Annotated in this window: 9 protein-coding genes and 1 riboswitch; of the genes, 5 read left to right on the top strand and 4 right to left on the bottom strand. The window is 36.7% G+C overall.

What is annotated here, in order from left to right; translation table 11 throughout:
• From I586_RS03000 to I586_RS02990, 3 genes are read right to left on the bottom strand one after another with little or no spacing between them, the layout of a single operon-like run.
• Positions 1-1,182 (bottom strand): FtsW/RodA/SpoVE family cell cycle protein, encoded by a 1,182-nt coding sequence (locus I586_RS03000; RefSeq protein ID WP_010764647.1) that lies wholly within the window; start codon positions 1,180-1,182, stop codon positions 1-3.
• Positions 1,179-2,357: an FtsW/RodA/SpoVE family cell cycle protein gene (locus I586_RS02995; RefSeq protein WP_010764648.1), complete on the bottom strand. Its 1,179-nt coding sequence runs from the start codon at positions 2,355-2,357 to the stop codon at positions 1,179-1,181. Before I586_RS02995 ends, I586_RS03000 begins: the two co-directional genes overlap by 4 nt.
• On the bottom strand, positions 2,354-3,271 hold the full coding sequence (locus I586_RS02990; protein WP_010764649.1) for an LCP family protein: 918 nt from the start codon (positions 3,269-3,271) through the stop codon (positions 2,354-2,356). The genes I586_RS02995 and I586_RS02990 overlap by 4 nt, the downstream gene beginning before the upstream one ends.
• A 280-nt stretch (positions 3,272-3,551) precedes the next feature.
• Positions 3,552-3,721, bottom strand: a riboswitch (M-box (ykoK) riboswitch).
• A 306-nt stretch (positions 3,722-4,027) separates the two neighbouring features.
• Here I586_RS02990 and I586_RS02985 point away from each other — a divergent pair.
• The 3 genes from I586_RS02985 to budA all read left to right on the top strand — a co-directional run bounded on the left by I586_RS02985 (position 4,028) and on the right by budA (position 8,940).
• The gene (locus tag I586_RS02985; protein ID WP_010764650.1) at positions 4,028-6,256 is read left to right on the top strand and encodes a glycoside hydrolase family 3 protein; all 2,229 of its coding nucleotides are present in this window, start codon (positions 4,028-4,030) and stop codon (positions 6,254-6,256) included.
• 292 nt (positions 6,257-6,548) lie between these two features.
• A complete protein-coding gene (gene alsS, locus I586_RS02980) occupies positions 6,549-8,213 on the top strand; it encodes an acetolactate synthase AlsS (RefSeq protein WP_010764651.1) in 1,665 nt (554 codons plus the stop codon).
• A gap of 13 nt (positions 8,214-8,226) precedes the next feature.
• Complete coding sequence (gene budA, locus I586_RS02975) at positions 8,227-8,940, top strand: acetolactate decarboxylase (RefSeq protein ID WP_010764652.1); 714 nt, start codon at positions 8,227-8,229, stop codon at positions 8,938-8,940.
• Between the two features lie 42 nt (positions 8,941-8,982).
• On the opposite strand, the gene rnhC is transcribed toward budA, so the two are convergent.
• Entirely contained in the window at positions 8,983-9,915 is a 933-nt protein-coding gene (rnhC, locus tag I586_RS02970; RefSeq protein WP_010764653.1) for a ribonuclease HIII, read from the bottom strand.
• 959 nt (positions 9,916-10,874) lie between these two features.
• Here rnhC and rimP point away from each other — a divergent pair.
• The gene (gene rimP, locus I586_RS02965; protein WP_010764654.1) at positions 10,875-11,348 is read left to right on the top strand and encodes a ribosome maturation factor RimP; all 474 of its coding nucleotides are present in this window, start codon (positions 10,875-10,877) and stop codon (positions 11,346-11,348) included.
• A gap of 125 nt (positions 11,349-11,473) precedes the next feature.
• Positions 11,474-12,655 carry a transcription termination factor NusA gene (gene nusA / locus I586_RS02960; RefSeq protein WP_010764655.1) on the top strand — a complete coding sequence of 394 codons (1,182 nt, stop codon included), beginning with the start codon at positions 11,474-11,476 and terminating at the stop codon, positions 12,653-12,655.
• Positions 12,656-12,663 lie beyond the last annotated feature (8 nt).

Here is a 12,663-nt window from a genome sequence, read left to right as displayed (position 1 = left end):
TTATCGAAATGGATAGTCTTTTTCTTTTTGATAATACATGGAAAGGATCAAGCCGACTCCGATAAAATTAGCTAAATATGCTGTTCCACCTTGGCTAATAAAAGGTAATGGAATTCCTGTCAATGGTAGTAAGCCAATATTCGATCCGATGTTTTCAAGGATATGAAATAAGAAATACATGATGACACCTGTTGTAATATAAGCGTAAAACTCCCGTTTTGCATTTAAAGTACAAATCAACATTTGATAAATCAAATAAAAGAAAAGTAAAATCAAGGCACATGTTCCAACAAATCCATAAGCTTCACCTATTACGGTGAAAATCATATCAGATTCTCGGACAGGTACATAGATTTGCATATTTGTCAGTCCTTTTCCTAACATCTCTCCAGAGCCGATAGCAATTAAACCACGCGCTTGTTGGAAGGAGATTGTATCGGCATATTCAAAGGGGTTAAGCCATGCGTGAATGCGATTAAATTGATAAGGCTGAAAATGAAGCAGCGAAAGGATTTTTTGTCCTCGTTCTGTTAAGACCAATAAAATACTACTCACACCAAGTACACCTATACTACCGAACCCGACTGCTAAAATTTTCCAAGAACATCCAGAAATCAATACAACACCAAGGAAAATTGAAATAAACACCAAGCTTGTTCCGAAGTCCTTTTGATAAAACATCAACGCCATAATAGGAAGGCTGACTAGTGACATCTTTCCTAATAAGCGGAAATCTTCTTTTAATGTTGACGGATTGGATGTATTTTGTCGGCATTTTGTCACAATATAAGCGAGCATCAAAATATAGCCAAGTTTCATAAATTCTGATGGCTGAAAGGAAATTGGACCTAAGCGAAGCCAACGTTTTGTTCCTGTTGCTACAGCCATAACTGGATCATGAAATTTAATAAGTAAACTCATTAAAAATAAGGAAGCCCCATAAATGACTGGTGTTAATTTCCACAAGTATTTAATTGGAATAAACATTGTTGCAAACATTGTTAGGATTCCTAGAAGTGTCCAAAGAAGTTGCCTTTTTAACAAAGGTGCAATAGACTCGACAGAAGGATCTGCATGAAATGCACCGTATTGTGCAATGAAACCAACTAGAATCAGAAGAAATACTGGTAGCAACAAGGCATAATTTATCAGCTCGCTTTTTGAATGAATGGCTCTTCTCATATCATCCCTCCTAGTTTATATTGCTCTCGAAGCTCTGATCCACGAGCATTTAGAGCAATAGCTAGAGTGATACTAAGTATCAGTAAGCTAGAGCCACCATAACTAATAAATGGGAAGGTTAATCCAGTCATCGGGATATAACCTAAAAGACTGCCAACATTAACTGAAACTTGTAAACACAACAACATGCCACAACCAATGTAAAGGTATGAATAATAAAGGATTTTAGACTTTATGGCTAATAGAAATAAACGTCCCACCATAAAGAAGACCAAAAATAAAATAACTAAAGAAAAAATTAACCCCAATTCCTCAATACAAATAGCGAAGATAAAGTCAGTGTCAGCAGCTGGGAGAAAGCCTTTCTTTTGAATGCTATTGCCCAAGCCACGTCCAAAAAATCCACCGTTGTGCATCGCGTAATAAGCATTGGATGTTTGAAACCCTTTGCCAGTTGGATCAATGAAAGGATTTTGCATTACTTCAAAACGAGTAACTAAATAACTGAATTTATCTGGCATCCAGTCGGTTGGAATTGATAATAATACAACGGTACCTAAGCGTTTAAGTGCAACAAATCCAATCAAAGCAAGCGACATGAATAGAGGAGAGAGACCGCTTGATAAAAATAGTACTGCGACTAAAATGAAAATCATAGATGCACCTGCAATATTGGGCTGAAGCGCTACTAAAATCATAAAAAACAAAGAAACCAAAAGTGAGCCTTTATGATCTTTTAAAGAAAAAGGAACGAGTGTATTGTTTTTTGATAAATTTGTTGCGAGAAAAAGGATAAGCACAAGTGGAACCAACTCTGATGGCTGAAATAAAAGTATTCCAAGATTGATCCAGCGCTTTGCCCCACCAACACTTGTACCGATCAACGGCAGCGAAATTAAGGTAAGAAAGGTCAAGACGAGAATAAAATACATTATTTTAGGTTTTCTAAAAATAGTTAAGTTGATTCGATACATAAAGCCCATACAGATAAGGCTAAAAATAAAATAGGATGTTTGCTTGATAGCTTTACTTGCTGTACCCAATTCACTATCCAATAGATGATAAGAGCTAGAGCTATACACCATCAAAATACCAATAACACAAAGGATTAAGTAAGGGAGTAGAATATAAAAATCAAGATAATGTAGTTTAGAGATTTTCTTGGGCTGCTTCATTGTGATGCTCCGTCAGCCAAAAAGTCTTGGATGGCCTTTTTATTTTGCTGTTCATCGATTTCTAAAACACTACCCGCATCCGTATAATCATTGAATGACCAGCTCCCTTTAACTGGTACTGATAGTGTTTCAAGATCTTTGACATTTCCTGTAAGAAAATCTTTTGCAAGGTCAACAAGTAGATCTGCTGGAATATTTGTATCCAAATAGCCAATCGCTTCACCCGCAATTTTAGGAAGTTGTATAAATGAAACAGCCTTTTTAGATTGTTTGGCCAAAGCATCCATAACTTGTTGCTGTCTTCTAATACGACCAAAATCGCCTTCTTCATCCATCCTAAAACGAGCATATTGCAATAATGTATGGCCATCCATGATTTGTAGTCCTTTTTTGAGTACTACATTGTCTAAATCAATCTCTTTTTCTGCATCGATTTCAATGCCCTTTGGGTAAAGTTCATTGATCAAACGGATAAAATGATTAAAATCGACCGAAATATAATAATTGATCGGTAAACCAAACGAATCATTGAGCACTTTTCGCGTGAGGTCTGCGCCGCCATAAGCATAGGCAGCATTGATTTTTTCTAAGCCATGATCAGGAATCTCCACATAAGAGTCCCGCATGATTGAAATAAGTTTAGGCTGTTTGGTTTCACTATTGTAGTGAGCTACCATTAAAGTATCTGCTCGTCCGCCGTCTTCGTCATCTTCACGACCATCATCACCAATCAGCATAATTGTGATTTCTTTCATGTTAGTTTGTTGATCACCAGAAAAATTGGTGTTTTTTGTTTTATTTACTTGTGATTTAGCTATCTTTTTCCCATTATGAAAACTTATTACGGCGTAACTTCCAATTGCTGTAATAATAAGGAGTGTACAAAGAAATACGCAAATCAAGACTTTTTTCATTTTCTATTCCTCGCTAATCATATGAATTGATCATCAATAAAGTTTGGCATTAGGAATCGACTTTGATAGCAGGATAAAAAGGTTTTTATGCTTAGTATAATGAGGATAGAAGCTTCATATAAACAAGAAAATTTCTAAAAAAAATGGCTATTTTTCTTATCTATAGTCGAATTCACCTCCCAAAATAATTGAAGCGTACCAGCATTATGTATCAAAACAAAAAATCTTCGCTTAGAATAACTCAGCGAAGGGGGATTGATTTCAGCACAAATAAAGCTTTTCATCATTCTCATCGTTGAGTTTTAGCACTATGAAACGTAAAAAGCAGAGCTTTTAGCTACTTTGTGAAAAGCCTTAATTCGACAATTCCTGTCCTACCCATTCCTGTCTTTCGACATTTTTGAGCAGTAGCCTGTGTTTCCATAGGAGCCTCACCTAACAAGTTATTCAGATCGCCTTAAATATAGTGAATATTCCTAGTAAAGTCAATGTGACAATTGTTAATTTTTTTATAATATATTTCGTTAAAAGGGAGGGGAAAATGTTATTTTAAGCAACGAAATCTGTCGTTAAAGGCTTTTAATATGAATGACGTAAGAATAAAAAAAATAGGATGACATCCATTCTTTACCTTTTCTTAAATAAACGTAAAATGCCAAAAATAAAAATGACTATCGCATCTGGCCGAAAAACATTGTAAGATAGAAGAAGGAAAAGAATGCGTTTTCTTTTTAAGTAAAATAAGGAGTGGAATAGATGAGCTATACAAAAATTTCTCAAGAGAATTGGACTCTCGTCAAAAATGAGAACGGTGCAACGCTTGGTTATGCAGAATCATCTGGTATTGCATTGATTGAAGACGAGGGGTTCGCGTTCAAAGATTTGAACAAAAATGGTATTTTAGACCCATATGAAGACTGGCGTTTACCTTTAGCAGAAAGAATAGAAGATTTAGTTGCAAAATTAACGATTGAGCAAATTGCAGGATTGATGTTATATAGTAGACATCAAACTGTATCTAAAAGCCAAAATCATTTCGTAAAAATGTTTTCTGGAACGTATGACGGTAAATCATTAGATGACTATAACGGTTCTTTGACAAAATTGACAGATCAGCAAAAAGCTTTCTTAAAGGAAGATAAAATTCGTCATGTCTTATTGACAATAGTTGATTCTCCTAGGATTGCTGCTGAGTGGTCTAACAATTTACAAGCAATGGCAGAGGGGTTAGATTTAGGTATTCCAGTAAATGTTAGCTCAGATCCAAGACACAGCACGACTGCTGATACAGAATTCAACGCTGGAGCAGGTGGGGATATTTCAAAGTGGCCAGAACAGTTAGGTTTAGCTGCTACATTTGACCCAGAATTAGTGAAAGAATTTGGTGAGATTGCTAGTAAAGAGTATCGCGCCTTGGGTATTACAACGGCATTATCACCGCAAATTGATTTGGCAACAGAACCACGTTGGATGCGTTTTTCTGGAACGTTTGGTGAAGGTGTGAAATTAGTTTCGGCTTTGGCTAAAGCATATTGTGATGGGTTTCAAACGACCCTCGGTGAAAAAAAGGGTTGGGGGATCGAAAGTGTCAACGCAATGGTTAAACATTGGCCAGGTGGTGGAAGCGGTGAAGCGGGTCGCGATGGACATTATGGCTACGGAAAATATGCGGTTTATCCAGGTAATAATTTTGATGAACATCTCCAACCTTTTTTAACTGGAGCGTTTGATTTAAGTGGAGGCACCGAAAAAGCATCAGCTGTGATGCCGTATTACACTATTTCTTATGATCAAGATCAAAAAAATGGGGAAAATGTCGGGAACGGATTTAGTGAGTATATCATCAATGATTTATTGCGAAAAAAATATGCGTACGATGGCGTTGTTTGTACAGATTGGTCTATTACAGCAGATGCAGTGGCATTAGATCAGTTTATTGGTGGAAAAAGCTGGGGAGTTGAAAAGGCAACAGTTGAAGAGCGGCATTATAAAGCTTTAAAAGCAGGCGTAGACCAATTTGGAGGCAATAATGAGATTGCGCCTGTATTGGCGGCCTATCATTTAGGTGTGATTGAGCATGGAGAGCAAGTCATGAAAGAAAGATTTCGGATTTCAGCGCGCAGATTACTAAAAAATATTTTCCAAACGGGCCTTTTTGAAAATCCTTATGTATCGCCAGAACGTTCAGAAAAAATAGTTGGTGATCCTAAATTTATGGCTAGTGGTTATAAGGCACAACTAAAATCGTTAGTGTTATTAAAAAATAAGAATCAGTTACTGCCATTACAAAAGCAAACGAAAATCTATATTCCGAAACAAAAAATTGGCGAGTCAGCAGATTGGTTTGGAAATGTACAGCAAGCGTGTGAAAAATTTCCTGTCAATCCTGAAATCGTTGGGAAATACTTCCAGCTAGTTGATTCACCAGAAAAAGCTGATGTGGCTTTAGTCTTTCTGGCATCACCTAAAACAGTTGGTTATGCGAGTGGTACAAGCGGAAATGGTTATTTACCGATAAGTTTACGCTATCAGAAATATACAGCTGAGTTTGCTCGCGAAAAAAGCTTAGCTGGAGATGATCGGTCTTATTTAGGGAAAAGTAACACAGCAGCAAATGTAGGCGATCTTGAAACGATTTTGACTTTAAAAAAAGAATTTCCAGATTTGCCCATCATTGTTTCTCTCACAATGAAAAACCCTACGATCGTGAAAGAATTCGAGCCATTTGTGGGGGTGATCATTGCTGATTTTGGTGTTCAAACACAAGCCGTATTAAGTATTTTGAGTGGTGAACATCAACCATCTGGCTTGTTGCCATTTCAAATGCCAGCAGATATGAAAACTGTTGAGCAGCAAAAAGAAGATGTAGCGGTGGATATGAAATGCTATGAGGATGAATTTGGAAACATTTACGATTTTGGCTATGGTATGGACTTTGAGCGTCAAATAGCTGATGAGCGTTTAAACTATCGAAACGAAAAATAATGAGAGCAGACGTCGGGCAGAGTGTTTATTTTAGAAGACATTGTTTCTGCTCCTGTCGTTTATTCGGATTTCTGGAGGCTGAGCTATAACTTTATAAAGTTATAGCTCAGCCTCTAGTTTTTTGTCGAACAAATCATTAAACAAAAAAAACTTTGAGTGCTATACTTGAAAAGTAGTACAGGTTTTAAAACTGTGTCACTTTAACTCTTTTATTTTAAAGTTGTATCTCTTTTTTTGCTTTAATTATTGGTCTTTGTATGTATATAACATAGTTAGGGAAGGTGTGTAACACATGGCGGAAAAGAGCAGAAATGGCGCTGATGTTATTGTAGAAAGTTTGAAAAATCATCAAGTTGAGTATGTTTTTGGGATACCTGGCGCAAAAATTGATGGGCTATTTAATGCGTTGGTTGATGATGGCCCGGAATTGATCGTTACTCGGCATGAACAAAACGCTGCATTTATGGCAGCAGCTGTGGGTCGTTTAACTGGAAATCCAGGTGTAGTCATTGCAACTAGCGGTCCAGGTGCCAGCAATCTAACAACAGGTTTGGTGACCGCAACATCAGAAGGTGATCCTGTATTAGCAATTGGCGGTCAAGTGAAACGTCGTGACTTGCTTAAATTGACACATCAAAGTATGAATAATGCTGCTCTGTTTGAACCTATCACTAAGTACAGTGCAGAAATTCAAGACCCAGAGACTATTTCTGAAGTACTAGCGAATGCGTATCGCTTGGCAAAAGCCTCAAAAAAAGGTGCCAGTTTCATTAGTATTCCTCAAGATGTAGTAGATGGTCCAGTTGAATCAGTTGGAATCAAGCCACTAAGTGATCCCAAAATTGGTTCAGCTTCCGCACAAGATATAGAATATCTTTCAAAAAAAATACAAGCAGCGGAACTCCCAGTATTTTTAGTAGGAATGAGAGCCTCAACTGAAAAAGAAGCAAACGCAATTCGGAAAATAGTTGAAAAAACCAATATTCCAGTTGTTGAAACGTTTCAAGCAGCAGGTGTTATTTCTAGAGAATTAGAAAATCATTTTTTTGGTCGAGTGGGACTTTTTCGGAATCAACCAGGAGATATGTTACTAAAGCGTAGTGATTTAGTAATTGCTGTGGGGTATGACCCAATTGAATATGAAGCTAGAAATTGGAATGCAGAAGGGGACTCGGCCATTGTAGTGATCGATGATACGCCAGCTGAAATCGATTATTACTTTCAACCAGATAGAGAGTTGATCGGTGATATTGCAGAAACATTGACTGTTCTTTTGTCGAGTATTGAGGCTAAAAAACTATCAGAAGAAACGACTCATGATTTAGAATCATTACATGAAAAACTAATCAAGGGAGATACTGTAAAGGAACATTCAGCAAATGGCTTGATCCATCCACTAGAAGTGATAGAGACACTGCAAAGTCTGGTCACAGATGAGATGACAGTGACTGTGGATGTTGGTAGTCACTACATTTGGATGGCTCGTCATTTTAGAAGCTATGAACCCAGACACTTATTGTTTAGTAACGGTATGCAAACATTAGGCGTAGCACTTCCTTGGGCTATTTCTGCAGCATTAGTTCGCCCAAACACACAAATAATATCTATCTCTGGTGATGGCGGATTTTTATTTTCGGCGCAAGACCTTGAAACAGCGGTTCGTAAGAAACTCAAGATCATTCACTTGGTTTGGAATGATGGCAGATATAATATGGTTGAATTTCAAGAACAACTCAAATATCATCGAAGCTCGGGCGTTGATTTTGGTCCGGTAGATTTTGTGAAATATGCTGAAGCGTTTGGTGCAAAAGGATTAAGAGCTACAAATGCAAAAGAATTAGAAGCGGCAATTTTGACTGGAATCAAGACCCAAGGACCAGTAGTGATAGACATTCCAATCGATTATCGAGACAATGAAACATTAGGAGAAACAATTTTACCAGATCAGTTTTATTAGAAAGGTGATAATAATGACAAAAGAAACAGTTTTATATCAACATGGGACACTAGGTGCTTTAATGGCAGGTCTTATGGATGGCACCGAGACGATCGCAACTATTTTGAAAAAAGGTGATTTTGGTATTGGTACATTGTCTAAGTTAGATGGAGAACTGATCATTTTAGATGGGAAAGCATATCAAGGAAGAGAAGATGGCGCATTGATTCCTGTTAAAGATGAACAAGAAACCCCTTATGCGGCTGTTACGATGTTTAAGCCGACGGTAAAGGTTTCCGTTGAGGGTCCAATCGATAATCTGAAAGTCAATGAATTGATTCATGGTCATTTAAAAAGTGAAAATCTGTTTCATGCTGTTAAACTTTATGGAAAATTTAATTCAGTCCATATTCGTGTAATGCCTAAACAAGAAAAACCATATAAACGATTAGTGGAGGTATCTAAAGAGCAGCCAGAATTTATTAAGGAAAATGTTCTAGGGACTATCGTTGGTTTTTTTACGCCAGAATTATTCCAAGGAGTGGCAGCGGCAGACTTTCACTTGCATTTTATAGATGATGCTCAAACATTTGGCGGGCATTTAATGGAATATGAATTGGAAAGTGGTACGATAGAAATGGCACCGATGGATTCGTTGTTACAACATTTTCCAAAAAATGATGAAACGTTCATTCATACAGCGATCGATTATGCTGATTTAGATAAAGAAATACAAGAAGCGGAATAAAAAAACTACCTAAGACAGGAAGAGGCTGTCTTAGGTAGTTTTTTATATTTTTGCTGCAATTTTTTTTGCTTTGTCGGTGTTGGCAAAGTGAAGTTTTACATATTTGCCAAGTAATTCCATTCCACCTTTAACCAAAACTTTAGCAGCAATTTTATCAGAGGTTGTTCCAGCTCCTGAGGGTACTTTCATACCTAATTCTTTCGATTCTTTGTCCAATTCCTCTAAAAAGGCTGCTCGACTAATGATTGAAGCTGCTGCAACAGCGACATGATATTGTTCCCCTTTGGTAATGAAATACAATTTTTCACTAACCTGATTTTGTTCGCTGTGTACATATTTTTTATAGTTGGCTTCTGGGGTGAATTGGTCAATTAAAATCGCTTCGGGTTTCGTTGGTGCAATTTCTTTCAATAACAAATGGATAGCTTGATTATGCAATGCGACTTTCATATGGACGGCGTTGTATTTTGGCTGAATCTGATTGTATTTTTCTGGCTCAACGATCAATAATTTATAGGGAATCAATTCTTTTATAACGGCTGAAAGTTGCACGATTTGTGGATCAGTCAGTTCTTTGGAATCCTTCACGCCAAGTGCTTTGAGCTTAGTGACCATCGTTTTATCAACATAAGCTGCACAGACAGTAACAGGGCCGAAATAACTACCGTTTCCGACTTCGTCGCTGCCTAAAACAGAAAGCTGACTGAAGTTTGCTGGTAACGGGTCTATTATTTTTTTAGAAGATGTGCTACTTCCTTTTTTTTGAATTGGTTTTCCCCATTTAGCAGCGACTCTTTCAGCATCTGGACCTTGAAAAACAACTTTTCCAGATGTATAGGCTGTAATGGTTGTATTACCTGTTTTTGCAACGAATTCGGTATACGGAACAGCTTTATTTAAACGATTTTTTTCATAGAAGGTCTGCATCTTTTTTATTGTTTCTTTGGATACTTTGATAACTTGTATTTGTGCCATTTTGAAATCTCCTCTCAACTACTCTTATTTATAGTAAAACAAAAGGATTTAAAAGGGAAGTAAGTTAGTGGAAAAGTGTGGGATATAATGCTGTCGAATTTTTCCAATGATGAAATAATATTCTATAAAAAATTCATTTTATTAATTATTTATATAAAATATTGTTTTTTTGAATAAAGATATATACACATTTTTGAGAAAAGTATAATAAATTTGTTGGAGGAGTTGTTTTATGAAAAAATACTAAGCTCATAAGAAGAAAATAGATAACTACTTGATCGTCGAAAGACTCTTTTTAATGAAGTAAACAAGTAATTTTAACGCTTTTAGTAGGACTGGCAACGCAAACCTATCCAGTTGAGGAAGTTTGGCGGTGTTAATTATGTCTTAGATCAAGTTATGCAAAAAGCCAATTGTCTTTTTATGGTCAATGACCGAAATCGTATTATGGGTTATCTTTTTAGTTGCCATATTTTATAATTTGATTTGGTATTTTGGAAACTTGACTGGCAAGATGGGCTATTTTGTCTGCTTCTAACCTGTCTGTCAGCATATGCTAGAAATGTACATTATATGTTTAAACATCCATTTTGCTATTTGTTAGCACCACTTTATGGATTATTCCACTTTTTTACGATTCATATTGTTCTTATTATTGCGTTGGCCACTCTTAGAGTGAATAAATAGGGGACAAGAGCGGGAAATATGGAAGAAGTAGAGAGTGATTAAAGGGTTTCAATAACGCAAATTTGAGTTTTCAGAAAATGTGTGTTAGAATACATTATAAGTAATGATACTAGTTTGAGTGAGCGGATTTCTGCTCACTCTTTTTAATGGAGTAACATAAGAAGAAAGGAACATGGAATGTTGATTTCATCGGCTTTTCATAGATTAGCTAAACAAGCTAATTTTTTCTGAAAATCTAGTACGTTACATAAATCTCGAAGGAGGCGAAAATTTTGAGTACTGTTGTGGAAACTGTTACCGAGTTAGTCACACCAATCTTAGAAAAACAAAATTTTGAACTTGTAGAAGTAGAGTTTGTCAAGGAAGGAAGAGACTGGTTTCTCCGTGTTTTTATCGATAAAGAAGGCGGTATTGATATCTTAGACTGTGCACTTGTTAGTGAACAGCTAGATGAAAAGCTTGATGCTATGGATCCTGATCCGATTCCCCAAGCATATTTTCTGGAAGTGTCCTCTCCGGGAGCGGAACGTCCGTTGAAGAAAGAAAGCGACTATGAAAAAGCTGTTGGAGAATACATTCATGTTTCACTTTATCAAACAATCGATGGTGAAAAGCAATTTGAAGGTATCTTAAAAACACTTGATAAAGATCAGTTGACGTTGACAGTCAAAATTAAAACAAGAGTCAAAGACTATACATTTGAACGAAAAAACATTGCAAAAGCTCGTTTAGCAATTCAGTTTTAAACAACTATAAAAACCAAGCTAAACTTTTTGGTTTTGGCTTATCACGAGATGCAAAAATCGACCTGCAAAAGGTTGATCAGCTCCGTTCACCTTTCATTTAGACAGTAGGAGGAAATGATAAAAAAATGAGCAAAGAAATGTTAAATGCACTAGATGCATTAGAAGCTGAAAAAGGTATTTCTAAAGAGATTGTGATTGATGCACTGGAAGCAGCATTAGTTTCCGCATATAAAAGACATTATGGGCAAGCCCAAAATGTAGAAGTAGAATTTGATGGTAAAAAAGGAAATATCCATGTTTATGCCGTTAAAGAAGTAACCGAAGAAGTATTTGATTCACAACTTGAAGTGTCATTAAAAGAAGCGATGGAAGTAAATGGTGCTTACGAAATGGGCGATAAAATCCGTTTTGAAGTAACGCCGAAAGATTTTGGTCGTATTGCAGCGCAAACGGCTAAGCAAGTTATCTTACAACGCGTTCGTGAAGCTGAACGAAATATTATCTATAACGAATTCAGCGCTTACGAAAATGATATCATGCAAGGAATCGTTGAAAGACAAGACCGCCGTTATATCTATGTCAATTTAGGCAAGATTGAAGCTGTCTTATCTAAACAAGACCAAATGCCAAATGAATTTTATCAACCTCATGATCGTATCAAAGTGTATGTTTCTAAAGTTGAAAATACGTCAAAAGGGCCACAAGTATTTGTTAGTCGTAGTCATCCAGACCTGTTAAAGCGATTATTTGAACAAGAAATTCCAGAAGTGTATGATGGTATTGTAGAAATCGTCAGCATTGCTCGTGAAGCAGGAGATCGTTCAAAAGTTTCAGTTCGTTCGACAGATCCAAACATTGATCCTGTTGGAACATGTGTTGGACCAAAAGGACAACGTGTACAAGCGATCGTTAATGAATTAAAAGGCGAAAACATGGATATCGTTGAATGGAGTGAAGACCCAGCAGTTTTCATCAGCAACGCATTGAATCCAGCACAAGTAGTGGATGTTATTTTCGATCAAAATAATAGTAAAGCATGTACAGTGGTTGTACCAGACTATCAGTTATCGCTTGCTATCGGTAAAAGAGGTCAAAACGCTCGTTTAGCGGCTAAATTAACTGGCTTTAAAATCGATATCAAACCAGAATCTGAAATGGAATCTTATTATGCAGAACGTGCAGACAATCAAGAAACTGTAGAAGAAGAAGTACACGATGACGCAATCGTAGCATCTGATTTGACTGCTGATGAGTATGAAAATGTTGAATTCGCAGAAAAGACAGCAGAAGACGAAGAACAAGTCTAACGATTTGG

Source organism: Enterococcus moraviensis ATCC BAA-383 (genome assembly GCF_000407445.1).
In the GTDB taxonomy this organism is placed as follows: domain Bacteria; phylum Bacillota; class Bacilli; order Lactobacillales; family Enterococcaceae; genus Enterococcus_L; species Enterococcus_L moraviensis.
Note: the sequence above shows the minus strand (reverse complement) of the source record. Positions and strands in the feature narration are given on the sequence as shown.

Coding starts and splice junctions, on each gene's coding strand:
- rnhC (WP_010764653.1), bottom strand. CDS start 9,915: ATGGCACAAATACAAGTTATCAAAGTATCCAAAGAAACAATAAAAAAG.
- budA (WP_010764652.1), top strand. CDS start 8,227: ATGACAAAAGAAACAGTTTTATATCAACATGGGACACTAGGTGCTTTA.
- nusA (WP_010764655.1), top strand. CDS start 11,474: ATGAGCAAAGAAATGTTAAATGCACTAGATGCATTAGAAGCTGAAAAA.
- alsS (WP_010764651.1), top strand. CDS start 6,549: ATGGCGGAAAAGAGCAGAAATGGCGCTGATGTTATTGTAGAAAGTTTG.
- I586_RS02990 (WP_010764649.1), bottom strand. CDS start 3,271: ATGAAAAAAGTCTTGATTTGCGTATTTCTTTGTACACTCCTTATTATT.
- I586_RS02995 (WP_010764648.1), bottom strand. CDS start 2,357: ATGAAGCAGCCCAAGAAAATCTCTAAACTACATTATCTTGATTTTTAT.
- I586_RS03000 (WP_010764647.1), bottom strand. CDS start 1,182: ATGAGAAGAGCCATTCATTCAAAAAGCGAGCTGATAAATTATGCCTTG.
- I586_RS02985 (WP_010764650.1), top strand. CDS start 4,028: ATGAGCTATACAAAAATTTCTCAAGAGAATTGGACTCTCGTCAAAAAT.